This window comes from Frondihabitans sp. OV104, from assembly GCF_057787745.1.
On sequence record NZ_CM173541.1, the window covers coordinates 919,001 to 942,776 of the forward strand.

Annotated in this window: 23 protein-coding genes; 21 read left to right on the forward strand and 2 right to left on the reverse strand. The window is 69.9% G+C overall.

What is annotated here, in order from left to right; all coding sequences use genetic code 11:
• Positions 1-58: 58 nt before the first annotated feature.
• The gene (locus AC3CBB_RS04305) at positions 59-1,357 is read right to left on the reverse strand and encodes a LysM peptidoglycan-binding domain-containing protein (RefSeq protein WP_488626134.1); all 1,299 of its coding nucleotides are present in this window, start codon (positions 1,355-1,357) and stop codon (positions 59-61) included.
• Between the two features lie 169 nt (positions 1,358-1,526).
• Between AC3CBB_RS04305 and AC3CBB_RS04310 the strand changes: the two genes are divergently transcribed.
• On the forward strand, positions 1,527-1,883 hold the full coding sequence (locus AC3CBB_RS04310) for an Rv2175c family DNA-binding protein (protein ID WP_123504422.1): 357 nt from the start codon (positions 1,527-1,529) through the stop codon (positions 1,881-1,883).
• 36 nt (positions 1,884-1,919) lie between these two features.
• Here the strand turns inward: AC3CBB_RS04310 and AC3CBB_RS04315 are convergent, their stop codons facing one another.
• Positions 1,920-3,041, reverse strand: a complete 1,122-nt coding sequence (locus AC3CBB_RS04315; protein WP_488626135.1) for a polyprenyl synthetase family protein — start codon at positions 3,039-3,041, stop codon at positions 1,920-1,922.
• Positions 3,042-3,231: 190 nt separating this feature from the next.
• Between AC3CBB_RS04315 and AC3CBB_RS04320 the strand changes: the two genes are divergently transcribed.
• From AC3CBB_RS04320 to AC3CBB_RS04415, 20 genes are all read left to right on the forward strand, one after another.
• A complete protein-coding gene (locus tag AC3CBB_RS04320) occupies positions 3,232-3,642 on the forward strand; it encodes a DUF3040 domain-containing protein (RefSeq protein ID WP_123504424.1) in 411 nt (136 codons plus the stop codon).
• Positions 3,643-3,862: 220 nt separating this feature from the next.
• Positions 3,863-4,294, forward strand: coding sequence for a division/cell wall cluster transcriptional repressor MraZ (mraZ, locus tag AC3CBB_RS04325; RefSeq protein WP_123504425.1), 432 nt, complete (start codon positions 3,863-3,865; stop codon positions 4,292-4,294).
• A gap of 102 nt (positions 4,295-4,396) precedes the next feature.
• Positions 4,397-5,350, forward strand: a complete 954-nt coding sequence (rsmH, locus tag AC3CBB_RS04330) for a 16S rRNA (cytosine(1402)-N(4))-methyltransferase RsmH (RefSeq protein WP_123504426.1) — start codon at positions 4,397-4,399, stop codon at positions 5,348-5,350.
• A complete protein-coding gene (gene ftsL, locus AC3CBB_RS04335; protein ID WP_488626136.1) occupies positions 5,347-5,958 on the forward strand; it encodes a cell division protein FtsL in 612 nt (203 codons plus the stop codon). The genes rsmH and ftsL overlap by 4 nt, the downstream gene beginning before the upstream one ends.
• Before the next feature lie 16 nt (positions 5,959-5,974).
• Positions 5,975-7,777: a peptidoglycan D,D-transpeptidase FtsI family protein gene (locus AC3CBB_RS04340; RefSeq protein WP_233579743.1), complete on the forward strand. Its 1,803-nt coding sequence runs from the start codon at positions 5,975-5,977 to the stop codon at positions 7,775-7,777.
• A gap of 73 nt (positions 7,778-7,850) precedes the next feature.
• Complete coding sequence (locus AC3CBB_RS04345) at positions 7,851-9,413, forward strand: Mur ligase family protein (protein WP_488626137.1); 1,563 nt, start codon at positions 7,851-7,853, stop codon at positions 9,411-9,413.
• A complete protein-coding gene (locus tag AC3CBB_RS04350; protein WP_488626138.1) occupies positions 9,410-10,828 on the forward strand; it encodes a UDP-N-acetylmuramoyl-tripeptide--D-alanyl-D-alanine ligase in 1,419 nt (472 codons plus the stop codon). The genes AC3CBB_RS04345 and AC3CBB_RS04350 overlap by 4 nt, the downstream gene beginning before the upstream one ends.
• Complete coding sequence (mraY, locus tag AC3CBB_RS04355; protein ID WP_123504429.1) at positions 10,825-11,916, forward strand: phospho-N-acetylmuramoyl-pentapeptide-transferase; 1,092 nt, start codon at positions 10,825-10,827, stop codon at positions 11,914-11,916. The genes AC3CBB_RS04350 and mraY overlap by 4 nt, the downstream gene beginning before the upstream one ends.
• Entirely contained in the window at positions 11,916-13,448 is a 1,533-nt protein-coding gene (gene murD / locus AC3CBB_RS04360) for a UDP-N-acetylmuramoyl-L-alanine--D-glutamate ligase (RefSeq protein ID WP_123504430.1), read from the forward strand. Before mraY ends, murD begins: the two co-directional genes overlap by 1 nt.
• Positions 13,405-14,697, forward strand: coding sequence for a putative lipid II flippase FtsW (gene ftsW, locus AC3CBB_RS04365; protein ID WP_123504431.1), 1,293 nt, complete (start codon positions 13,405-13,407; stop codon positions 14,695-14,697). Before murD ends, ftsW begins: the two co-directional genes overlap by 44 nt.
• A complete protein-coding gene (locus tag AC3CBB_RS04370; protein ID WP_123504432.1) occupies positions 14,694-15,794 on the forward strand; it encodes a UDP-N-acetylglucosamine--N-acetylmuramyl-(pentapeptide) pyrophosphoryl-undecaprenol N-acetylglucosamine transferase in 1,101 nt (366 codons plus the stop codon). Before ftsW ends, AC3CBB_RS04370 begins: the two co-directional genes overlap by 4 nt.
• The gene (gene murC / locus AC3CBB_RS04375; protein ID WP_488626139.1) at positions 15,791-17,197 is read left to right on the forward strand and encodes a UDP-N-acetylmuramate--L-alanine ligase; all 1,407 of its coding nucleotides are present in this window, start codon (positions 15,791-15,793) and stop codon (positions 17,195-17,197) included. The genes AC3CBB_RS04370 and murC overlap by 4 nt, the downstream gene beginning before the upstream one ends.
• A 10-nt stretch (positions 17,198-17,207) precedes the next feature.
• Positions 17,208-18,227 carry a cell division protein FtsQ/DivIB gene (locus tag AC3CBB_RS04380; RefSeq protein ID WP_488626140.1) on the forward strand — a complete coding sequence of 340 codons (1,020 nt, stop codon included), beginning with the start codon at positions 17,208-17,210 and terminating at the stop codon, positions 18,225-18,227.
• Between the two features lie 160 nt (positions 18,228-18,387).
• Complete coding sequence (gene ftsZ / locus AC3CBB_RS04385) at positions 18,388-19,536, forward strand: cell division protein FtsZ (protein ID WP_123504435.1); 1,149 nt, start codon at positions 18,388-18,390, stop codon at positions 19,534-19,536.
• A gap of 17 nt (positions 19,537-19,553) precedes the next feature.
• A complete protein-coding gene (locus AC3CBB_RS04390; protein WP_488626141.1) occupies positions 19,554-20,240 on the forward strand; it encodes a YggS family pyridoxal phosphate-dependent enzyme in 687 nt (228 codons plus the stop codon).
• A gap of 34 nt (positions 20,241-20,274) precedes the next feature.
• Positions 20,275-20,841 carry a cell division protein SepF gene (locus tag AC3CBB_RS04395; RefSeq protein ID WP_123504437.1) on the forward strand — a complete coding sequence of 189 codons (567 nt, stop codon included), beginning with the start codon at positions 20,275-20,277 and terminating at the stop codon, positions 20,839-20,841.
• 69 nt (positions 20,842-20,910) lie between these two features.
• Positions 20,911-21,207 carry a YggT family protein gene (locus tag AC3CBB_RS04400; RefSeq protein ID WP_123504438.1) on the forward strand — a complete coding sequence of 99 codons (297 nt, stop codon included), beginning with the start codon at positions 20,911-20,913 and terminating at the stop codon, positions 21,205-21,207.
• A gap of 182 nt (positions 21,208-21,389) precedes the next feature.
• Positions 21,390-22,241, forward strand: coding sequence for a DivIVA domain-containing protein (locus tag AC3CBB_RS04405; RefSeq protein WP_488626142.1), 852 nt, complete (start codon positions 21,390-21,392; stop codon positions 22,239-22,241).
• Positions 22,228-22,845: a signal peptidase II gene (lspA, locus tag AC3CBB_RS04410; RefSeq protein WP_488626143.1), complete on the forward strand. Its 618-nt coding sequence runs from the start codon at positions 22,228-22,230 to the stop codon at positions 22,843-22,845. The genes AC3CBB_RS04405 and lspA overlap by 14 nt, the downstream gene beginning before the upstream one ends.
• On the forward strand, positions 22,842-23,765 hold the full coding sequence (locus AC3CBB_RS04415) for an RluA family pseudouridine synthase (RefSeq protein WP_123504440.1): 924 nt from the start codon (positions 22,842-22,844) through the stop codon (positions 23,763-23,765). The genes lspA and AC3CBB_RS04415 overlap by 4 nt, the downstream gene beginning before the upstream one ends.
• The last annotated feature ends 11 nt before the right edge of the window (positions 23,766-23,776 follow it).

Sequence of the window (23,776 nt, forward strand, 5' to 3'; positions counted from 1 at the left end):
CAGTTCCGGGCGTTCTCGGCGTCGAGTTGCCCCGTTCTGGGCGTACGGCGGGCAGCCCCTACAGGCTCGCGAGCCAGATGCGCGCCGACCGCTCCCATTTGGCATACGCCGTCGGGTACGCCGAGCGCTGCACCGACTGCGCGGCCTGCGTCACGGTCATGCGCGACCAGCCGCGCACGTCGAGCAGCCCGGACGTCGACCCGGCGTTCGGGTTGTGCGATCCGCCGTAGAACAGCCGCGCCGCGTGGGCGGTGTCGAGCAGCTGCTTCCTCGAGCCCCAGCCCTGGCTCGGCCGCTGCTGGAACAGCCCCACCGAGTCGCGATCGCCCGACGACAGGTTGTAGAGGCTCGACTCCTGGGCCGCCGCCGCGAGGGCGATGACGATGCCGTAGTCGCTGACGCCCAGCGACCGTCCGACGGCGATGATCGTGCGGGCATTGGCGCGCTGCTCGGCGTCGAGGGCCGACGCGGGCACCGAGCCCGACTTCTGCACGGGGCTGGTCGCGGTCGAGGCCGCCGTGACGGTCGCCGCCTTCGACGGGATCGTCAGCTTCTTGCCGGCGTAGATCGTGCTGGTCCAGCTGAGGCCGTTGGCGCTCATCAGCTTCTCGACCGTGGTCGAGTGCGCCTTGGCGATCGACGAGAGCGTGTCGCCCGACCGGATGACGTAGTGCGAGCTCGACGAGCTCGACGACGAGGCAGAGGGGACGCTGGAACTCGAGGTGGTCCCCTTTCCCGGGATCGTCAACTTCTGTCCGGGGTAGATGATGCTGGCGAGCCCCAGGCCGTTCGCCTTCAACAGGGCGGCCGTGGTCACACCGTGCCGCGCGGCGATCGACGAGAGCGTGTCGCCCCGCACCACGGTGTAGCGGCCTCCGGCGCTCGTCGTCGAGGCGGTGCTCTTCGTCGTCGTGCCGGCGCTCGCCTTGGCCGACGACAGGTGCAGCGTCTGTCCGGGGTAGATCGTCGACTTCCAGCTCAGGCCGTTCATCGCGAGCACCGACGCGGTGGAGAGGCCGTACCGGCCGGCGATGCTCGAGACCGTGTCGCCCTTCTTGACCGAGTAGGTGGTGGGCGCGGAGGCCGTCTCGATGTGCGCCGAGGCGAGTTCGACGTCGGGCGTGTCGGTGGTGACGGCCGTCAGGTCGAACGTGGTCGACTCCGTCGCCCTCACTGGGTCGGGGCTCACGCCAGGGCGCTTCTGGTGCGGCTGGACGTGGTCGGCCGCCAGGAGCGGTCCGGTGACGTTCGCGCTGACGAGCATCGACGAGGCGAGCACGATCGGGACGGTGCCGAGCATGCCGCGTCCGATCCGGTACGCGGCCGTGCGGGATGCGGGTCGTTCCTGTTCGGTCATTGATGTCCCCTGGTGTGATCCGACGGCGCCCGACCGGCGTGTCGACGTCGTCAACCGTGACACACCTGTATAGGCGAGTCAACTCATGAGGCGGGTGTGGCTGATGTGACTCGGGCCCCAAAGCGGGGGAGGGGCACCGGCCCCCGCGAACCCGTGGCACTCTTGAGGGGTGACCGAACTCTCGACGCGACCCTGGTTCGCAGACACGGCCTGGCTGACCCTCCCCGATGCAGCGGAGAAGCTCGGCACCACCGCAAGCCGCGTGCGGCGCCTCCTCGAAGAGCACGTGCTCATCGCGACCCGGGTCGACGGCGTCCGCAAGATCCCCGCGGTGCTCATCGTCGACGGCGAGCCCATGCACGAGATCCGCGGCACCCTCACGGTGCTCGCCGACAACCACTTCACCGACGACGAGGCCCTCGACTGGCTTCTGTCGGACGACGACGCGCTGGGGACGAGCCCGGTCGCGGCGCTTCAGGCGGGGCGGAAGGCCGAGGTGCGGCGCGTCGCGCAGTCGATGCTCTGATCTGTCGGGCTGGCGCCCCCCGCGGCAGCGACGCCCTCAGGCGCTGCGGGCCGTGACGGTCTCGGCCAGCTGCGAGAGCTGCTGCCGAGCACTGCCCGACAGGGGCGCCGAGATGATCGCGCGCTGCGCTTTCTCGACCTGCTCGGCAATCGACTCCTCGATCGCGTCGACAGCACCCGACTCGCGGATCGTCGCCTGCAGCATCTGGACCTGGTCGTCGTCGAGCTCCGGGTCTCCCAGCAGCTCGTCCAGCAGCCGGACCGCGTTGGCGGGGAGGGTAGCCCGCGCGGTCGCGATCAGCACGGTGCGCTTGCCCTCGCGGAGATCGTCGCCGGCGGGCTTCCCGGTCACCTGCGGGTCGCCGAAGACGCCCAGGAGGTCGTCGCGCAGCTGGTAGGCGATGCCGAGCGGCAGGCCGAAGGCGCTCAGCGCGTCGAGCGCCGGCGTCTCGGCCCCGGCCATCGCCGCGCCGATCCGCAGGGGCGCCTCGACCGAGTACTTCGCCGACTTGTAGACGATGACGCGCTGCGCCCTCGACAGCAGGAGCTCGTCGTCGACGCTGCCCCAGGCGCTCTCCTCCAGGATGTCGAGGTACTGCCCGACCGTCACCTCGGTGCGCATGCGGTTGAACTCGCGCCGCGCCGCGAGGGCAGCCGCGCGCGACTCGAGCGAGTCGAACGCCTCCGAGACGAGCTCGTCGCTCCACGAGAGGAGGAGGTCGCCGAAGAGGAGCGCGGCGTTGCGCCCGAAGGCCTCGCCGTCGCCGAGCCAGGACTCGTCGCGGTGAAGGCCTTCGAAGCGGCGATGGGCTGCCGGCTGCCCGCGACGGGTGTCGCTGTTGTCCATGATGTCGTCGTGCACGAGCGCCGCTGCGTGGAAGAACTCCAGGCCGGCCGACGCCGTCATGACGCTCGCGAGCGCCTCTCGACCCGAGCCGCTGGAGAGCGGGTCGAAGCTGGTGGCCAGACCCGCGACGGACTGCCATCCCCAGTAGCAGAAGAGGGCCCGGAACCGCTTGCCGCCGTGCAGCAGATCGGCCGAGAAACGGGAGAAGGGGTCGAGGTCCGAGCCGATGCTGTCCAGATGCGGACGCTGTCCCCGGAGGAAGGTATCGATCCGGTCTTGAACGACGTCTACTAACCGCGTACTCTCAGCCACGCCGCCTAGCCTAACCACAGCTGGCGGTCGTAAGATCGGTAGCCACCAGCCGCGCACGAAACGACCGGTCCGACCGGGCGATTCCGTGCCAGCACCACCAGTCTCAGGCTCAGCCTGTAGGGGCTCTGCCTGAAGAGGCTCAGCCCGAAGGGGCTCCGCCTGAAGAGGCTCAGCCTGAAGGGAAATCAAGATGCCTCTTTCCGAACAGGAGCAGCGGCTGCTCGAAGAGATGGAGCGCAGCCTCTACAACAACGACTCCGACTTCGTCACCACCATGAACTCGCGTCGAGGACGACCGAGTTACACGCTGGTCGTCGTGGGCATCCTCGGTGCGTTGGCAGGTGTCGCCGTCGTCGTCGCCGGCGTCGCCTTCCGCCAGCCGCTCATCGGCGTCGCGGGCTTCATCCTCCTTCTTGCGGGTGCCCTCTTCGCTATTGCTCCTCCCCGTCGACGTGGCTCCCTCGGGCCTGCACCGGTCCCTCCCCAGTCCTCCACTCCGGGCGGCTCCGCCGGGCGCAATGGCCGCAAGGCGGGTGGCGGCAGCATGATGGACCGCCTCAACGATCGCTGGGACCGCCGCCAGGGCGGCGACGAGCGCTGACCTCCTCTTCTTCTGAAAGGGCCGACCTCCGGGTCGGTCCTTTTTTGTGGTGAAACGCGCCTCGGACGCCTGATTCACTCCATTTTCCTCCACCCCGCAGACCCTTGTGTCTGCGGGGTTTTTGCATGTCATCGACCCCCCGTTCGGGCCAAGGCATCGCTTTGGTGGCGCAGTGTGGAGTAAAGTGGAGGAAACGGCGGGCGAGTGGGGGTGACGTGCAGTGTTCCTCGGTACCTACGCGCCGCGCCTCGACGAGAAAGGCCGGATCATCCTTCCTGCGAAGTTCCGCGACGAGCTGGCCTCCGGCCTCGTGATGACGCGTGGGCAGGAGCGCTGCGTGTACGTCTTCAGTCAGCGCGAGTTCGAAGTCGTCCACTCGAACATCCGCAAGGCGCCCATCACGAGCAAGCAGGCCCGCGACTACCTCCGCCTGTTCCTGTCCGGCGCCTCGGACGAGATCCCCGACAAGCAGAACCGTGTGACGATCCCTGCGAACCTCCGGGCGTACGCCGGCCTCAGCCGCGACCTCACCGTGATCGGCGCCGGCAACCGGGCTGAGATCTGGGATACCGCGGCGTGGAACAGCTACTACGACGAGCACGAATCCTCCTTCTCCGACACCACGGAGGAGGTGATCCCCGGGCTCCTCTGACGCCCTCGGCCCTGACTCCCAGCCGTCCACCCCTGGCACACCTTCCCCGGTGCCAGGTGGGATGGATGGGGATCAGGGCCGAGGAATCAGACTCCGTCACTCATGGCAGACGACCAGATCCACGTTCCCGTCCTGCTCGAGCGCACCCTCGAGCTCCTCGCCCCCGCGATCTCCACGCCCGGTGCCGTCGTCGTCGACTGCACGCTCGGCATGGGCGGCCATTCGTCGGCGATGCTGTCGCGCTTCCCCGAGCTCACCCTCGTGGGGCTCGATCGCGACACCGAGGCCCTGGCGATCGCGGGGGAGCGGCTCGCCCCGTTCGGCGACCGCGCGAAGCTGGTCCACACCGAGTACGACGGCATCGGCCGCGCGCTCGACGGGCTGGGCATCCCGGAGGTGACGGGGGTCCTCTTCGACCTCGGCGTCTCTTCGCTGCAGCTCGACCAGGTCGACCGCGGGTTCTCGTACTCGAAGGACGCCCCGCTCGACATGCGGATGGACCCGACCCAGGGCACGACCGCCGAGACCATCCTGGCCACGTACTCCGAGGCGGAGCTCCGCCGCATCTTTTACGAGTACGGCGAGGAGAAGCTGGCTCCGCGCTACGCCCGCCGCATCGTCGAGCGTCGTGCCGACACGCCTCTCGTCCGCAGCGGCGAGCTCGTCGACCTTCTCCAGGAGGCCACCCCGGCCGCCCTCAGCCGCGCCGGCCACCCCGCCAAGCGCGTCTTCCAGGCCCTGCGCATCGAGGTCAACGCCGAGCTGGCATCCCTCGAGTCGGCCCTTCCGACCGCCCTCGACCGCATCGCGGTCGGCGGGCGGATCGTCGTGCTCGCCTACCAGTCGCTCGAAGACCGGTTCGTCAAGCGCGAGCTCGCGGCACGGACGACGTCGACGGCACCCCGCGGGCTGCCGGTCGAGCTGCCCGAGCACCGCCCCGAGTTCTCCCTCCTCGTGCGAGGCGCCGAGCTCGCCAGCGATGAGGAGAAAGACGTCAACCCTCGTGCGACACCCGTGCGGCTGCGCGCCGCCGAGCGAATCCGGAGACAGGCATGAGCACCACCCTCGCCACCGCGCAGATCGGCCTCGAGCCCGATGAGAGCGTCCTCGACGATCTGGGTCCGCGCCGCAGTCCCATCGAGATCGTGTCGAGCCTGGCCCAGCGCCGCGCGCGACCCCGGCTCGTCTACGCGCTCATCGCCACCGCGGCGCTGTTCGTGCTGCTCCTGACCCAGCTCGCGATCAGCATCGCCCTGAGCCAGGGTGCGTACCAGATCTCGGCGCTGCAGAACGAGCAGACGACTCTGAACCGGTCCGAGGCGAAGTACTCCGAGAAGCTGCAGGTGCTGTCGTCGCCGCAGAACATCGCCAACAACGCGACAGCCCTCGGAATGGTCCGCAACCAGAACCCGGTCTACCTCGACCTGAACACGCTCAAGGTGTTCGGCACGCCCACTCCCGCGGCCTCCGACGCCGCGACGAGCGACAACCTCGTGGCGAACAGCCTCCTCAAGGGCGTTCCCGTCGTGACGAAGTCCACGAAGAGCACCGCGGCGAAAGACTCAGCCGACTCTACGTCGACGACGGGCGCGGCAGACGTGAAATCCGCCACCGGTTCCGTAACGTCGAATTCGAACGAGCTGGCGGCACCAGAGACCCGCTAGCGGTGAGGAATGCTCTGTGAGTAACGCCCGACGAGGCAAGCTGAGTCCGGCCGCGATCGCGCACCGGGGGCGTCGCCGTCGCGCGACGGTCGCGGGCATCGTGATCTTCGCGCTCGTCGCGATCTTCGTGGTCCGCCTCGTCGACATCCAGGTGGTCCAGGCCGCGTCGCTGAACACGGACAGCCAAGACAAGAGGAGCGTCCCGCAGACGCTCTACGGCGACCGCGGCGACATCCTCGACACGAACGGCAAGGTGCTCGCGGCGACCGTCCTCCGCTACGACATCCTCGCCGTTCCGAAGTACGCGCAGGCGGGTTACAGCGTCACGTCCAAGAAGGGCGTGAAGACGACCTACACGCTGGCGCAGGCGTCGAAGCAGATCGCGTCCGCGACCGGGCAGAAGTCCTCGACCGTGCTCAAAGCTCTGACGGCCGACAAGACGAGCCTGTACGCGAAGGTCGCCAGCGCCGTAGACGTCGACTCCTACAACCGGATCGTCAAGCTCGGCATCTCGTGGCTGTCCCCGCAGCGCACCACCTCGCGGGTCTACCCCAACGGCGGGGTGGCGGGCAACCTGGTCGGATTCCTCGGCACCGACGGCGCGCAGCAGGGCCTCGAGTACATGTACGACAAGTGCCTCGCCGGAACGAACGGCGAGCAGACCTACGAGCGCGGCGCCGACGGCGTCAAGCTGCCCGGCAGCACGGTCACGACCAAGGAGGCGGTCGACGGCGGCACTCTGATGACGACCATCGACGAAGACCTCCAGTACCAGGTGCAGCAGGACCTCGATGAGCAGGTCACGGCTCTCGGCGCGCAGTCGGGCACCGCGATCGTCATGAAGGTCTCCGACGGATCGCTCCTCGCCGTGGCCGACTCCGACTCGGTCGACCCGAACGACGTCGACGGCACGCCGGTCACGAACCTTGGCTCGAAGGCGTTCACCGACTCGTACGAGCCCGGTTCGACGGTCAAGTCGCTGATCGCCGCCGCAGCCATCGACCAGGGCGTCGCGAACACCGGCACGCCGGAGACCGTCCCCTACAGCCGAACGTTCCCGTGGGGCGGCCGGATCAGCGACGCCGAGTTCCACCAGACCGAGCACCTGACGCTCGCGGGCATCCTGGCGAACTCGTCCAACGTGGGCATCACCCAGGTCGGCGAGCGGCTCTCGAAGCAGACGCGCTACGACTACCTCAAGAAGTTCGGCCTCGGCTCGCAGTCCGCGGTCGGCTTCCAGGGAGAGACGGTCGGCCAGCTGGGCACGCCGAGCAGCTGGGACAGCCAGACCGACATCAACTCGATGTTCGGCCAGGGCATCGCCACGTCGGCGATCCAGATCGCCAGCGCATACCAGACGCTCGCGAACGGCGGAGTCCGCATGCCGGCCACTCTCGTCAAGGGCTGCAAGCAGGCCGACGGGACCGTCATCGACAAGCCGAGCACGAGCGGCACGCGCGTCGTGTCGACGAAGGCCGCGCGCGACGTCGTCGACATGCTCGAGAACACCATCCCCGAGGGCACGCTCAAGGGCATGACGCCGATCTCGGGCTACAACGTCGCGGCCAAGACCGGCACGGCGCAGATCGCCGACGCGCCCGGGGGCGGATACGGCGACGACTACGTGATCTCGGTCGCCGGCATCGCTCCGGCCGAGAACCCCCAGTACGTCGTGCTCGTGACCTTCACGAAGCCGACTACGCTGAAGACTTCGTTCGCGGCGGCTCCGGCCTTCCGCGAGATAATGTCCCAGGTCCTGGAGACCTACCGGGTGAAGCCGTCGACCACGCCGGCCACCGACCTGCCAGACACGTGGTGACACAGGCCTGGCAGCACGCCACCTGGCAGCACGACACCCCCGGCTCCTGACCTGAGCTAGAAATGAGGATTCTTTGAGTGCCCGGATCCCCCCGGTCCTGCGACCGGAACATCCCTCGGCGAGGTCGCTCGGCCAGCTGGCCAGCGAATTCGGACTCGAGCACATCGGCTCGCTCGACGGCATCGAGATCACGGGAGTGACCCTCTCGACCAGCGACCTGCACCCCGGCGACCTCTACGTCGGCGTGCCCGGGGCGAACCGCCACGGCGCCGAGTTCGCCGCGCAGGCTCGCGAGGGCGGCGCCGTCGCCCTCCTCACCGACGCCGATGGCGCCGAGATCGCCGCCGACAGCGGCCTGCCGGTCATCCTCGTCGACTCGCCGCGCGCCGCCCTGGGCGACGTCTCGAGCTGGGTCTACCGCACCGGCGAAGACGCGCCGCTGCTCTTCGCCGTCACCGGCACCAACGGCAAGACCTCCACGTCGTACCTCCTCGAGGGCATCCTCAAGCAGCTCGGCCTCGTCACGGGCCTCTCGTCCACGGCCGAGCGCCACATCGGGGATCTCACCGTCGTCTCGCGCCTCACCACGCCCGAGGCCACCGAGATGCACGCCCTCCTCGCCCGCATGCGCGAGAGCGAGGTGCGGGCCGTGGCCGTCGAGGTCAGCGCGCAGGCCCTCAGCCGCAATCGCGTCGACGGGATCGTCTTCGACGTCGCCGGCTTCACGAACCTCAGCCACGACCACCTCGACGACTACGCCGACATGGAGGAGTACTTCCAGGCGAAGCTGCCGCTCTTCCAGCCTGACCGCGCCAAGCGCGCCGTCGTCTCGCTCGACTCCGACTACGGCCAGCGCGTCGTCGAGGCGAGCCGCATCCCCGTCACCACGATCGCGATGACGCCGGCGATCGCCGGCGTCGAGCGCGACGCCGACTGGAGCGTGGAGCTGCTCGACGAGCAGGCCGCTTACACCGAGTTCCGCCTGTCCGGCCCCGAGGGCCGCTCGCTGGTGACCCGCGTCCCGATGATCGGCTGGCACATGGCCGCCGACGCCGCCCTCGGCATCGTCATGCTCGTCGAAGCGGGCTTCGAGCTGGAGGCCATCGGCCAGGCCCTCGACGAAGACGGCGGCATCGTCGCCTACCTGCCCGGCCGCACCGAGCGCGTCTCGGGCGCGCGCGGACCGAGCGTCTTCGTCGACTTCGGCCACAGCCCCGACGCGTTCCTCACCACCCTCGCGGCCGTGCGCCGATTCACTCCCGGCAAGGTCGTCATGCTGTTCGGCGCCGACGGCGACCGCGACACCACGAAGCGGCCCGAGATGGCCCGCGTGGCGGCGGCCGGCTCCGACATCCTCGTCGTGACCGACCACCACCCGCGCTTCGAAGACCCCGACGCGATCCGCAAGACACTCGTCGACGCGGCGCGCGAGGCGTATCCCGATCACGAGATCCACGAGGTCAGCCCGCCGGAGGCCGCCATCCGCACCGCCGTGGCGCTGGCCGGCGAGGGCGACTCGATCCTCTGGGCCGGCCCCGGCCACCAGGACTATCGCGACATCCAGGGCGTGCGCACGCCCTACTCCGCCCGCGAGGAGGCCCGCGCGGCGCTCCGTGAGGCGGGGTGGGCCGAGTGATCGCGCTGACCCTCGCCGAGATCCAGCAGATCGTCGGCGGCACTCTCGCGCTCGCCTCCGAGACCTCCGGTGCGACCATCGTCGACGGCTCCGTCGAGACCGACTCGCGTCTGGTCACGGCCGGTTCGATCTTCTTCGCGCTTCCGGGCGAGGTCACCGACGGCCGCCTGTTCGTGCCGTCGGCCGTCGAGAACGGCGCCGCGCTCGTCATCAGCGAGGGCCCGGTCGCCTGCGCCGCCCCGCTCCTCGTCGTCGACGACGGCGTGACGGCGCTGGCCGACCTGGCCCGCGCCGTCGTCGCCCGGGTCCGCGAGTCGGCGTCCGGCGACGACCGCCTCCGCGTCGTCGGAATCACCGGCAGCAACGGCAAGACGAGCACGAAGAACATGCTGCGCGCGATCCTGTCCGACCTCGCTCCCACGGTCGCGCCCGAGGGGTCGTTCAACAACCACGTCGGCGCGCCGATCTCCATGCTCCGTGCCACCGGGGCCACGAAGTACCTCGTCGTCGAGATGGGCGCCTCCGGCTCCGGCGAGATCGCCCGACTCGTCGCGATCGCGAAGCCCGACACGGGCGTCGTCCTCAAGGTGGGTCTCGCGCACGCGGGCGAATTCGGCGGCATCGAGGCCACGCAGAGGGCGAAGTCCGAGATGGTGACCGACCTGCCCGAGACCGCCACCGCGATCCTGAACTCCGACGACTTCCGCGTCAGCTCGATGGCCGACCTGACCGACGCTCGCGTCGTGACCTTCGGTCTGGGCGCAGGAACGTCCTACCGGGCATCCGACGTCGACGTCACCGCTTCGGGCACCGCGTTCGTCCTCCACGCGCCGGGCCTCACGCGTCCGGTCCACCTCCGCATCCTCGGCGAGCACCACGTCATGAACGCCCTCGCGGCCCTCGCCGTCGCGGGGGAGTGGGGCCTCGACGTCGACCGCGCGGCCACCGTCCTCGAGGGCGTCGCTCGCGCGGAGCGCTGGCGCATGGAGGTCCTCGACGGCGGCCCCGGCGTCACCATCATCAACGACGCCTACAACGCCAGCCCCGACTCCGTGGCGGCGGCTCTCAAGACGCTCGCGCAGATCGTCGGCCCGGGCCAGCGCTCCGTCGCCGTGATCGGCGAGATGGCCGAGCTCGGCGAGTTCGCGCAGGAGGAGCACGACCGCATCGGCCGTCTCGCCGTGCGCCTCAACATCCACAGGCTGGTTGTCGTGGGCGACGCCGCCCGCCATGTCCACATGGCCGCCGGCCTCGAGGGCAGCTGGAGCGGGGAGTCCCTCCTCGTCCCTGACATCGACGCGGCGTACGACGCCGTCCGCGCCGATCTGCGAGAAGGAGACGTCGTCCTCGTGAAATCGTCCAAGTCGGCGGGTCTCCGGTTCCTCGGCGACCGCCTCGCGGGGGTGACCGCGTGATCGCCCTCCTCATCGGCGGTGCGGTGTCGCTCGTCTTCACCCTGCTGCTCACGCCGTTGTTCATCCGGCTGTTCCACCGCCTCGGCTGGGGCCAGTTCATCCGCAGCGACGGTCCGCAGTCGCACCACACCAAGCGCGGCACGGCGACCATGGGCGGCATCGTCCTGATCCTCGGCACGGTCATCGGCTACTTCGTCGGCCACCTCGCCGGCGGCGACCGACTCACTCCGAGCGGTCTCCTCGTGCTGCTGATGATGGTCGGCCTCGGTTTCGTCGGCTTCCTCGACGACTTCACGAAGGTCCGCAACCAGCGCAGCCTCGGCCTCACCGGCTGGGCGAAGATCCTCGGGCAGGTGCTCGTGGCCGTCCTCTTCGCCGTGCTGGCGCTCTCCGTGCACAGCCGCGTCGGGCAGTCCTCGGCGTCGACCATGATCTCGGGCGTCCGCGACATCCCGTGGCTCGACCTGGCGTTCGCCGGCCCCCTCCTCGGCGGAATCCTGTTCACCATCTGGGTGATCATGATCACCGCGTCGGCCTCGAACGGCGTCAACGTGGCCGACGGCCTCGACGGGCTCGCCACCGGCGCCTCGATCCTGGCGATCGGGTCGTACATCTTCATCGGGTTCTGGCAGAACAATCAGCTCTGCACGAGCGCCCGCGCCGTCCAGTCGGCCTGCTACGAGACGACGAACCCGCTCGACCTCGCCGTCGTCGCAGCCTGCGTGTCGGGCGGCCTCATCGGCTTCCTCTGGTGGAACACGTCGCCGGCGCAGATCTTCCTCGGCGACACCGGCTCGCTGGGTCTCGGCGGCGCCCTCGCCGCCCTCGCGATCCTCAGCCGCACCGAGCTCCTGCTGATCCTGATCGGCGGGCTCTTCCTGGTCGTCACCGGCTCGGTGATCCTGCAGCGCGCGTACTTCAAGCTCACCCATGGCAAGCGCATCTTCCTGATGAGCCCCCTCCACCATCACTTCGAGCTGAAGGGCTGGGCCGAGGTCACGGTCGTCGTGCGCTTCTGGATCGTCGCCGGCCTGTTCGTCGCCGCGGGCGTCGGGGTGTTCTACCTCGAGTGGATCTCGAAGTCCTGATGGCGGCTCCCCTCGACTCGCTCATCAGCTGGCACGCCGATTGGTCGGGGCTCCGCGTCGCGGTGCTCGGCCTCGGCGTCTCCGGCTTCTCGTCGGCCGACACCCTCGCCGAGCTCGGTGCCGACGTGGTCGTGGTCGCGCCCGACGAGGCGTCCGATCGCGCGCAGCTCGTCCCGGTCATCGGCGCCCGCCTGATCGTCCAGGCCGACCTGTCGACGCCTCCCGCCGAGCTCGTCGCCTTCGACGCCGACGTGGTCGTCGTGAGCCCGGGCTTCGCCCCGCACCACCCGCTCGTCGTCTGGGCCACCGCCTCGCGCGCCGCGGTGTGGGGCGACGTCGAGCTCGCCTGGCGCGTGCGCGACAAGACCCCCGAGCACATCGCCGACTGGGTGCTCATCACCGGCACGAACGGCAAGACCACGACGACGCAGCTCGTCGCCGCGATGGTCGCCGCCGACGACCGGAGCGTCGCGGCCTGCGGCAACATCGGGCTCCCGGTGCTCGACGCCATCCGCGAGCCGCTCGGCTTCGACGTCCTGGCCGTCGAGCTGTCGAGCCACCAGCTGCACTACCTGCCCATCGAGGGCCCCGGCTCGCTCAGCCCGGTGGCCAGCGTCATCCTCAACATCGACGACGACCACCTCGAGTGGCACGGCGGCGCCGACGCCTACCGGGCCGCCAAGGGCCGCGTGTACGCGAACACGAGAGTCGCCTGCGTCTACAACCGGGCCGACATCGCCACGCGGCTGCTCGTGCAGGAGGCAGACGTCGTCGAGGGCTGCCGCGCCGTCGGCTTCGGCCTCGGCACCCCGCCGGTCGGCGACTTCGGGGTGGTCGAAGAGATCCTCGTCGACCGCGCCTTCCTGGCCGACCGCGCGCACCGCGCCCTCGAGCTGTCCACCCTCGAGACCCTGACCGCGTCGGGTCTGGCCGCCCCGCACCTGGTCGCCGACGTCCTCGCCGCGGCCGCGCTCGCCCGCGCCCTCGACGTGGCCCCCGAGGCGATCCGGCTCGCCACGGCGGCCTTCCGGCCCGACCACCACCGCTCCGAGGTCGTCGCGACCGCGGGCGGCATCGTCTGGATGGACGACTCGAAGGCCACGAACCCGCACGCGGCCAAGGCCTCACTCGCCGCCTCGCCGAGCGTCGTCTGGATCGTCGGCGGCCTGCTCAAGGGCGTCGACCCCGCGCCGCTCGTCGCCGAGGTGCGTCGCGGCGTCAAAGCCGCCGTCCTGATCGGCAGCGACCGGCAGATCCTCAGGGAGGCCTTCGAGCGACACGCGCCCGGCATGCCGGTCTTCGAGGTCGACGAGACCGACACTGAACGAGTGATGCCGCAGGCCGTGACATTCGCGGCCGCGGTCGCCGAGGCAGGAGACACCGTCCTCCTCGCGCCGGCCGCGGCATCGTTCGATCAGTTCGCCGACTACGGCGCGCGCGGAGACGCGTTCGCCCGAGCCGTGCACGACCACCTGGGAGGTGACGCCGATGGCCGACACGCCGTCGAGCCTCCCGCGACGCCTGAAGTCTGACGGGTCGGCGCGAAGCCGCACCCTCTCGGACGCCGTCGCGGGCCGAATCAGATCGGCACCGACCGGGGCCGCTCGCGTCGCGGTCAAGAAGCTGTTCGCGGCCGAGGAGACCAGCTTCTTCGTCATCCTCGGGACCGCGCTCTTCCTGGTCGTCTTCGGCCTCGTGATGGTCCTGTCGTCGTCGAGCGTCGAGCAGTACGTCGCCACGCACGACTTCTTCGGCGCGTTCCTGCGCCAGGGCATCTTCGCGGCGCTGGGTGTCCCGGCCATGCTCGTCGTGAGCCGAGTGCCCACCTGGGCCTGGAAGAAGTACGCCTGGCACCTGCTCGTGCTCGCGATGTTCCTCCAGCTCCTGGTCTTCACGCCCCTCGGCTCCACCGTCAACGGCAACCGCAACTGGATCCGCATCGGCTCCTCGTTCAGCGCCCAGCCCTCCGAGTTCCTGAAGCTCGCTCTCGTGATCTGGATCGGGATGATCCTCGTCAAGAAGGAGCGCAAGCTCGGCGACTGGAAAGAGCTGCTGGTCCCCCTGATCCCGGTCGTCCTGATCGCCATGGGCCTGGTCATGAAGGGCGGCGACCTCGGCACCACGCTGATCCTGATCATGCTCGTCGCCGTCGCGGTGTTCGTGGCCGGCGTCAAGCTGCGGTTCTTCGTCCCCCCGCTGATCCTGCTCGCCTGCGTGCTCCCGGTGATCACGTCGGGAGCGAGCTCGCGCACCGATCGCATCTCGGCGTGGATGTCGGGCTGCAGCTCCGAAGAGGCGTACCAGTCGACCTGCTGGCAGACCGTGCACGGGCTCTGGGCGCTCGCTTCGGGCGGGGTCTTCGGCGTGGGTCTCGGCAACTCGAAGGCGAAGTGGTCGTGGCTGCCCGAGGCCGACAACGACTTCATCTTCGCCATCGTCGGCGAAGAGCTGGGCCTCATCGGCGCCTGCGTCGTCCTGGCCCTGTTCATCGTCCTCGCCGTGTCGTTCATGAAGATCCTGCGCTCGACCGACGACCCCTTCGTCCGCATCGTCACCGGCGGCGTCATGACCTGGGTGATCGGCCAGGCGCTCGTCAACATCGCGGTGGTGCTCGGCCTCCTGCCGGTGCTCGGCGTGCCCCTGCCGCTGATCAGCGCGGGCGGATCGTCGCTCATCTTCACTCTCATCGCCATCGGCGTGGTGCTCTCGTTCGTGCACCGACGGCCGGGCGACCCGGTGTCAGCGCTGCGCTCCGACGAGCAGGTAGGGTCTCTCCGGTGACGACGTACCTCCTCGCCGGCGGCGGCACCGCCGGGCATGTGAACCCCCTCCTGGCGACTGCCGATCGGCTCCGCAGCCGCGAGCCCGACGCGACGATCCTGGTGCTGGGCACCGCCGAGGGCCTCGAGGCCCGGCTCGTCCCGGCCCGCGGCTACGAGCTGCTCACCGTGCCGCGTCTTCCCTTCCCGCGGCGCCTGAACGCGGCCGCCCTCCGCTTCCCATCGCGGATCGTCGGCTCGGTGCGCGGCGTCCGCTCGATCCTCCGCGACCGCGGAGTCGACGTCGTCATCGGGTTCGGCGGCTACGCGGCCGCGCCCGCCTACCTGGCCGCCTGGCGCGCCAGGGTTCCGATCGTCGTGCACGAGGCCAACGCCAAGCCCGGCATCGCCAACGTGCTCGGCTCGTTCGCGACGAAGCACGTCGGCGTCGTCTTCGCGTCGACGAAGCTGCGCCACGCGCGCCAGGTCGGGATGCCCCTGCGCGTCGAGATCGAGACCCTCGACCGCCACGCGGTCAAGAGCGAGGCGCTCCAGTTCTTCGGCCTCGACGAGTCGCTGCCGACCCTGCTCGTCACGGGAGGGTCGACGGGCGCGCGACGGATCAACGACACGCTGTCGAGGGCCGCCGAGGTCGTGCTCGGATCGGGCTGGCAGATCCTGCACATCACCGGCGAGAAGTCCGAGCTCGGGCCGTCCAGCCTGGCGAACTACCACATCGTGAAGTACTGCGATCGCATGGATCTCGCCCTCGCCGCTGCCGACTTCGTCGTCTCCCGCGCAGGATCAGCGACCGTCTCCGAGCTGACCGCCCTGGGCCTGCCCGCCGTGCTCGTGCCCTATCCCGTCGGCAACGGCGAGCAGCGCTTCAACGCCACCGACGTGGTCGACGCCGGCGGCGCCGTCCTGGTCGCCGACGCCGAGTTCACGCCGGCGTGGGTGCGCTCGAAGCTCGTGCCGATCCTGCTCGACCGGGCCCGCATCGCCGACATGACCGTCCGCGCGGCCTCCGTCGGGGTGCGCGACGGCGCCGACAAGACGGTCGACCTCGTCCTCGAGGCCACTCCCGCGTCCACCTCCACACGAATCGCGAACTCATGATCAAGCCCGACCTCGACCAGCCGCTTCCCGAGACGATCGGGCGCGCGCACTTCGTCGGAATCGGCGGCTCCGGCATGAGCGGCATCGCCCGCGTCTTCCTCGCTGCAGGCATCCCGGTCTCGGGCTCCGACTCGCGCGAGAGCGGCAACGTCGAGGCGCTCCGCGCGCTCGGAGCCACCGTCGCGATCGGCCACGACGCGGCCAACGTCGGCGACGCCGACACCCTCGTGGTGACCGGCGCCCTCTGGCAGGACAACCCGGAGTACCAGCTCGCCCTCGAGCGGGGCATCCCCGTGCTCCACCGCTCGCAGGCGCTCGCGTGGCTGATCGGCGGGCACCGGCTGGTGTCGGTCGCGGGCGCGCACGGCAAGACCACCTCGACCGGCATGATCATCACGGCTCTGCTCGAGGCCGACCGCGACCCGAGCTTCGTCAACGGCGGCGTCATCCAGTCGCTCGGCGTCAGCGCCAAGGGCGGTGCCGACGACCTCTTCGTGATCGAGGCCGACGAGTCCGACGGCTCGTTCCTGCTCTACGACACGTCGATCGCCCTGATCACGAACGTCGACGCCGACCACCTCGACCACTACGGCTCACGCGAGGCCTTCGACGAGGCGTTCGTCGCCTTCGCCTCGGCGGCGAGCGAGTTCGTCGCCATCTCGAGCGACGATCCCGGTGCCGTCGCCGTGTCGCAGAAGCTCGACCGCTCGAAGGTCGTCACCTTCGGCGCGGCCGCCGACGCCGACATCCGCGTCGCCGACGTCACCACCTCGGGCCCGGTGGCCTTCACCCTCGTGCACGCAGGCGTCGAGCGCCGCGTGCAGCTCAGCGTGCCCGGCCACCACAACGCCCTGAACGCCGCAGGCGCCTACGCCGTGCTCACGGGGCTCGGGCTCAGCCCCGAGGAGTCCATCGCGGGCCTCGAGGTCTTCGGCGGCACCCAGCGCCGCTTCGAGCTGCACGGGACAGTGCGCGGGGTGAGCGTCTTCGACGACTACGCGCACCACCCGACCGAGGTCGCGGCCGCGCTGCAGGCCGCGCGCAGCGTCGTGGGCGACGGTCGCCTGATCGCGGTCCACCAGCCTCACCTCTACAGCCGCACCCAGATGATGGCGGGAGAGTTCGCCGACGCGTACGAGTCCCTCGCCGACCACACGGTGGTGCTCGACGTCTACGGCGCACGCGAAGACCCGGTGCCCGGAGTGACCGGTGCCCTCGTCACCGAGCGCTTCCGCAACGCCGCCAAGGCCGACTACGTCCCCGACTGGCAGGCGGCCGCCGACCGCGTCGCCGAGATCGCCCGCGAGGGCGACTTCGTGATCACCCTCGGCTGCGGAGACGTCTACCGGATCGTCCCGCAGCTGCTCGGCAGCCTCGAGGCGACGCCGGAGAGCGCCGCGTGACAGGCGACTCATGAAGCGCCCCGAGGGATTCGACCGTCACGCTCCGGCCGAGCGGCCCGAAGCACCACAGGCGGCAGCACCGTCGAAGCCCGTTCGCGCCGGGGTCGCGCCGTCGAGGCCGGCTGCGAGCAGGCCCGCCGTGCCGGTGCCGGGCCCGCGGGCGAAGGCCCCGGCGGTGGAGCCCGCAGTTCCTGCGCCCGTCGATCTGCCCCGGGAGGACCGCGGTGCCGCCGAGGCGCGCGATCGCGCCCGTGACGCGCGCCGACAGGCCCGGCGTGCGGCCGCTGCGCGCCGAGCCGTCGAGCGGACCGAGGTGCGCCGCTTCACCCGCCGCACGCGCCACCGCCGCGCTACCCTCATCACCGCAGGCGCCGTCGTGCTCGCGCTGGTCGCGACGGTCACGATCAGCGTGTTCTCGCCGGCCCTGTCGCTGCAGACCATCACCGTCCAGGGAACATCGCGCGTCGATAGGGCGCAGGTGCTCTCGTCACTGGACGCACAGGTCGGCAAGCCGCTGGCGCTGATCGACTTCACTGCCGTCAAGAGAGACCTCTCGGAGTTCCCGCTGATCGAGTCGTACGTCACCGAGACGAAGCCGCCGCACACGCTGGTGATCCGCATCACGGAGCGCGAGCCGATCGCCTCGGTGAAGGTCGGCAAGACGTACGAGCTCGTCGACCCGGCCGGCGTGGTCATCGCGACGTCGACCAGGAAGCCCGCCGGTGTCCCGGTCGTCGGCCTCAAGGGCGGAAGCGTCGACGGCAAGGTGTTCCGGTCGACCGCGGAGGTGCTTCTGGCGCTGCCGGCCGAGCTGCTGAAGAAGGTGGCGTCGGTCTCGGCGTCGACCGCCGACGACGTCACGCTCACGCTCACGGGCGGCGAGCAGGTCGTCTGGGGGAGCGCCGACCGGTCGGCGAAGAAGGCGCAGCTGCTGACGGGGCTCATCCGCGACCACAACGCGCGCGATCCGCAGCAGTCGGTGCAGTACGACGTGTCGGCTCCCGACAACGGCATCATCCGCACCAAGTAGCGTGGAGGTCGACCCGATTCGCGCGACACGCGGCTCACGTCGACACAGGTCGCGCCGGGTCGACCTACCTTGTGACTGCAGATATGCATACTGCGCATAACATTAACCTTGAAGTTCAACTTGAAGGTTTGCGAGAACTTCCACCAGGCGGAGGCCGGACGTGACAACGAACCATAACTACCTAGCCGTGATCAAGGTCGTCGGTGTCGGCGGCGGTGGCGTCAACGCCGTCAACCGCATGATCGAGCTCGGGCTTCGCGGCGTCGAGTTCATCGCGATCAACACCGACGCGCAGGCTCTGCTGCTGAGCGACGCCGACGTCAAGCTCGACGTCGGCCGCGAGCTCACGCGAGGCCTCGGCGCAGGCGCCGACCCCGAGGTCGGTCGTCGCGCCGCCGAAGACCACGCCGAGGAGATCGAGGAGGCTCTCGCCGGGGCCGACATGGTCTTCGTCACGGCGGGCGAGGGCGGTGGCACGGGCACCGGCGGTGCTCCGGTCGTGGCTCGCATCGCCAAGTCGATCGGCGCCCTCACGATCGGCGTCGTCACGAAGCCCTTCGGCTTCGAGGGTCGTCGTCGTCAGGCGCAGGCCGAGGCCGGCGTCGCGCAGCTCAAAGAAGAGGTCGACACCCTCATCGTCGTTCCGAACGACCGCCTCCTCGAGATCTCCGAGCGCGGCATCTCGATGGTCGAGGCCTTCGGCACCGCCGACCAGGTGCTCCTCGCGGGTGTGCAGGGCATCACCGACCTCATCACGACCCCGGGTCTGATCAACCTCGACTTCGCCGACGTGAAGAGCGTCATGCAGGGCGCGGGCTCCGCGCTCATGGGCATCGGCTCGTCGCGCGGCGCCGATCGCGCCATCAAGGCAGCCGAGCTGGCCGTCGCGTCGCCGCTGCTCGAGGCCTCCATCGACGGAGCCCACGGCGTGCTGCTCTCGATCCAGGGCGGCTCGAACCTCGGCATCTTCGAGATCAACGACGCTGCGCGCCTGGTCCAGGAGGCCGTGCACCCCGAGGCGAACATCATCTTCGGTGCCGTCATCGACGACACGCTCGGCGACGAGGTCCGGGTGACCGTCATCGCCGCCGGCTTCGACGGCGGCGAGCCGACCACCAAGACCAAAGAGCGCCGCGCGAGCTTCGTCGAGACCGACGGCCCCGCCACCACCACGGTCGCCGGTGTCTCGGCCATCGCCGACAGCGGCGCGGCCCCGACGTACACCCGCCCCCAGGAGCCCGCCCAGAGCCCCGACCCGGTGTTCGACGACGGCGACGACGACCTCGACGTCCCCGACTTCCTCAAGTAGCGGCCATCCCTCCGGCTATGGCTGCGCCCTCCGACCTCGCGGGCCGTGTCGACGACGTCTTCGGACGCATCGCCGATGCGGCCCGCTCGGCTGGTCGGCACCCGGACGAGCTCACGACGATCGTCGTGACGAAGTTCCATCCGGCGCAGCTCGTTCGAGACCTCCACGCGCTCGGAATCCGAGATGTCGGCGAGAACCGCCATCAGGAGGCGCAGGCCAAGGCCGCCGAGACGAGCGATCTCGACGGGCTCCGGTGGCACTTCGTCGGACAGCTCCAGTCGAAGAAGGCCCGTCAGGCTCGTGCCTACGCCTCTGTCGTGCACTCGCTCGACCGCGCCAGTGTGATCGACGCCCTGGCGACCGACGACGGCACTGTGGTGGACGGCTTCGTGCAGGTGAACCTCACCGACGATCCGGGTCGCGGCGGAGTGCAGGCGGACGACCTCGAATCGGTCGCCGAGCGCGTCCTCCAGTGTCCCGGCATCGTGCTCCGCGGCGTCATGGCGGTCGCTCCCGTGCAAGGAGACCCCCGGCTCGCCTTCGCACGCCTCCGGGGTCTCTCCGAGCGCGTGCGCTCCCTGTCGCCCGGGGCCGACCGGATCTCCGCCGGGATGTCTCTCGACTTCGCCGAGGCCATCGCCGAAGGCGCGACACACCTACGAATCGGCACCGCAATCACCGGAAACCGCCCCGACGCTCGTTAATGTCGATGCAGACGAGCCACGACCGGAGGACACCATGGCGAACCCCCTCAAGAAGAGCCTGATCTACCTCGGGCTTGCCGACGAAGAACTCGAATACGACGGCAACGCCCCCCAGAGCGAGTCGCGGCCCCAGCCGGCCGCCGTGCAGCAGACGGCGCCGCAGCCGGCTGTCGCGCACCCCGCGCAGAAGTCCGCGCACCCCCACAAGCAGGCTCCGGCCTCGCCCGTGCAGCCGGTCCCGGCTCCCGTGGCGAACAAGGCCCCTGTGACGCCCCTGAGGCGCCCCACGTCGACCAAGAATGCGGTAGCCACCGAGATGAACGAAATCCTCACCGTCCACCCGCGCGAGTACAAGGACGCCCAGTCGATCGCGGCCAGCTTCCGCGACGGCATCCCCGTCATCATCAACCTCTCGCAGATGAGCGAGGGCGATGCTCGTCGTCTAGTCGACTTCGCCAGCGGACTCTCCCAGGGTCTGTACGGCAAGATCGAGAGGGTGACGAACAAGGTGTTCCTTCTCTCGCCGTCGCACATCGCCGTCAGCGGCGACCAGGCCGAGGCAGAGTCCGACATCGACGCGTCGTTCTTCGCCCAGTCCTGAGAACCTCCCCGGGGCTGGCTTCCGCCGGCGGGGCCTCCCCGCACTACCACAGCGAGTTGAATCCCCTCGATGATCGTCCAGCCCATTGCCACGATCGTGTACGTCGCGCTCCTCATCTTCTTCCTGCTGATGTGGGCGCGGTTCATCTTCGACCTGACCCAGTCGGTGAGCCGCACGTACCGCCCCAAGGGTCCGCTCCTCTTGCTCGCCGAGGTGACTTACACCGTCACCGATCCGCCCATCAAGGCGATCCGGCGGGTGCTCCCTCCGATCCGCCTCGGTGCTGTCGCGCTCGACTTCGGCTGGAGCATCGTGATGCTGCTCGTCGTCGTGCTGATGAGCGTCGCCTCGGCCCTCCAGCGCTGACGGCCGGTTCGTCTCGCGACTACCGCGACGCGCGGATGACCCTCAGCCTTCAGGTCAGGTCGACTGTTGTCGTTGTAGGCTGAGTCACTACGGTGTCCCCATCGGCCTCTCTCGTTCAGGGCGAGACGAAGCGACAGACACCATTCCCAGACCATGTACCAGAGATTCACGAGGTGACGGCAATGGCTTTGACGCCTGAAGACGTAGTCAACAAGCGGTTCCAGCCGACGAAGTTCCGTGAGGGCTACGACCAAGACGAGGTAGACGACTTCCTCGACGAGGTCGTGGTCGAGCTTCGTCGTCTCGGCCAGGAGAACGAAGAGCTGCGCCAGCGTCTCGCTACGAGCGAGTCGAAGGCCGAAGACCTTCAGCGCCAGGCGTCCGCCGCCCCGGCAGCGGCCGCTCCCGTCGCCATCGAGAAGGCCCCCGAGCCCGAGCCGACCCCGGAGCCCGTCGCGGCCGCCCCGGTCGTCGAGCCGGAGCCGGAGCCCGCTCCGGCGGCCGCCGCCGTCTCTGCTCCTCCCGCCTACTCCGCGCCGACCGTCGACGAGACGACCAGCACGAACAACCTCCTGCAGCTCGCGCGCCGCCTCCACGAGGAGCACGTCCGCGAGGGCATCGAGAAGCGCGACGCGCTCATCGCCGAGGGTCACGCCACCGCCGCTCAGCTCGTCTCCGAGGCCGAGACCACCTCGCGCACCAAGACCGAGCAGTTCGAGGCCGAGCACCAGGCCCGCGTGGCCGCGCTCGAGGCCGAGCAGAAGGCCAAGGCCGACCAGTTCGACACCGAGTTCCGCGCCCGCCAGGAGAAGATCGAGGGCGAGCAGCGCGTGCAGGTCGAGCGCCTCGACAACGAGCGCATCGGCCTCGAGCACCGCATCGACGAGCTGCGCGGCTTCGAGCGCGAGTACCGCGCCAAGCTCAAGAGCTACATCGAGGGCCAGCTTCGCGAGCTCGACGGCGAAGGCGCCCCCGAGCCGGTGTCGGCGCAGTCCGCCGCTCCGGCCAGCTTCCAGGGCTTTGGCTCGAACTAGAACGGCTACCCCGAAGGCCAGTGTCCGCGTCCTGCTGACACTGGCCTTCGTCGCGGTAGTCGTCTATGCGCTCGACCAGGGCAGCAAGTACCTCGTGGTGCACAGCCTCATCGTGGGCGAGCAGGTCGACGTCCTGGGCGAGTTCCTGCAGCTGCACTTCGTGAAGAACCCCGGCGCCGCGTTCTCGCTCGCCACCGGATCGACCTGGGTGTTCTCGATCGCCGCGGCCGCCGTGGTCGTCGCGATCATCGTCTTCTCCCGGCGCATCCGCTCGTTCCGCTGGGCGCTCATGCTCGGCATGCTGCTGGGCGGCACTCTCGGCAACTTGACCGACCGCCTGTTCCGCGAGCCGGGCTTCGGCGTCGGCCACGTGGTCGACTTCATCTACTTCCCGAAGCTCCTGCCGGCGATCTTCAACGTCGCCGACACCTTCATCGTCTCGAGCATGGGCCTTCTGCTCCTGCTGACGCTTCTGGGCATCGGCCTCGACGGCCAGCGCGTGGTGCGCGTGCCGAAAGGCACTCCGGCGCAGGATCCCGCCGCTGTCGCCCGACCCGACGCCGCCGCGACGAGCCCCGAGCCGTCCTCCCGGGACGCCTCGTGACGGAGTCCCGCTCGCTGCCGGTGCCCGACGGCCTGGCGGGGGAGCGCGTCGACGCCGCCCTGGCCAAGCTCCTGGGCTTCAGCCGCACCTTCGCCGCCGAGGTGGCAGGGCTCGGGGGAGTGAGCGTCGACCAGCGGATCGTCGGCAAGTCCGACCGCCTCGAGGCCGGCGCGTGGCTCGAGGTCACCTGGCAACCGAAAGAAGAGCCGACGGTCGTCGCGGTCGACGTGCCCGGCATGGGCATCGTCTTCGACGACGACGACCTCGTGGTCGTCGACAAGCCCGTCGGCGTCGCCGCGCACCCGTCGATGGGCTGGACGGGCCCGACCGTGCTCGGCGGTCTCGCCGCGGCAGGGTTCCGCATCGCCACCAGCGGTGCGGCCGAGCGCGCCGGAATCGTCCACCGCCTCGACGTGGGCACCTCGGGCCTCATGGTCGTCGCGAAGTCGGAGCGCGCCTACACGCTCCTCAAGCAGGCCTTCCGCGAGCGGACCGTCGAGAAGATCTACAACGCCGTCGTGCAGGGGCACCCCGACCCGCTGATCGGCACCATCGACGCGCCGCTCGGCCGCCATCCCTCGTCGTCGTGGAAGTTCGCGGTCGTCGTCGACGGCAAGCCGTCCGTCACGCACTACGAGACGGTCGAGGCGTTCCCCGCCGCGTCGCTGCTCGAGGTCCACCTCGAGACCGGCCGCACGCACCAGATCCGGGTCCACATGGCCGCACAGCGCCACCCGTGCGTCGGCGACGCGCTCTACGGCGCGGACCCGACGCTGTCGGCCAAGCTCGGGCTCACGCGGCAGTGGCTGCACGCCGTCCAGCTCGGCTTCGATCACCCGGCGACGGGTGACTGGGTGTCGTTCCGGTCCGAGTACCCGGCAGACCTTCAACACGCGCTTGAGGTCCTTCGGTCTTCCTGACTGCGATTTGG

Excerpts from the sequence above, each read along its gene's own strand:
- AC3CBB_RS04305 (WP_488626134.1), bottom strand. The coding sequence starts at position 1,357 with ATGACCGAACAGGAACGACCCGCATCCCGCACGGCCGCGTACCGGATC.
- AC3CBB_RS04320 (WP_123504424.1), top strand. The coding sequence starts at position 3,232 with ATGCCTCTTTCCGAACAGGAGCAGCGGCTGCTCGAAGAGATGGAGCGC.
- rsmH (WP_123504426.1), top strand. The coding sequence starts at position 4,397 with ATGGCAGACGACCAGATCCACGTTCCCGTCCTGCTCGAGCGCACCCTC.
- ftsL (WP_488626136.1), top strand. The coding sequence starts at position 5,347 with ATGAGCACCACCCTCGCCACCGCGCAGATCGGCCTCGAGCCCGATGAG.
- murD (WP_123504430.1), top strand. The coding sequence starts at position 11,916 with ATGGCGGCTCCCCTCGACTCGCTCATCAGCTGGCACGCCGATTGGTCG.
- ftsW (WP_123504431.1), top strand. The coding sequence starts at position 13,405 with ATGGCCGACACGCCGTCGAGCCTCCCGCGACGCCTGAAGTCTGACGGG.
- murC (WP_488626139.1), top strand. The coding sequence starts at position 15,791 with ATGATCAAGCCCGACCTCGACCAGCCGCTTCCCGAGACGATCGGGCGC.
- AC3CBB_RS04380 (WP_488626140.1), top strand. The coding sequence starts at position 17,208 with ATGAAGCGCCCCGAGGGATTCGACCGTCACGCTCCGGCCGAGCGGCCC.
- AC3CBB_RS04390 (WP_488626141.1), top strand. The coding sequence starts at position 19,554 with ATGGCTGCGCCCTCCGACCTCGCGGGCCGTGTCGACGACGTCTTCGGA.
- AC3CBB_RS04395 (WP_123504437.1), top strand. The coding sequence starts at position 20,275 with ATGGCGAACCCCCTCAAGAAGAGCCTGATCTACCTCGGGCTTGCCGAC.
- AC3CBB_RS04400 (WP_123504438.1), top strand. The coding sequence starts at position 20,911 with ATGATCGTCCAGCCCATTGCCACGATCGTGTACGTCGCGCTCCTCATC.
- AC3CBB_RS04405 (WP_488626142.1), top strand. The coding sequence starts at position 21,390 with ATGGCTTTGACGCCTGAAGACGTAGTCAACAAGCGGTTCCAGCCGACG.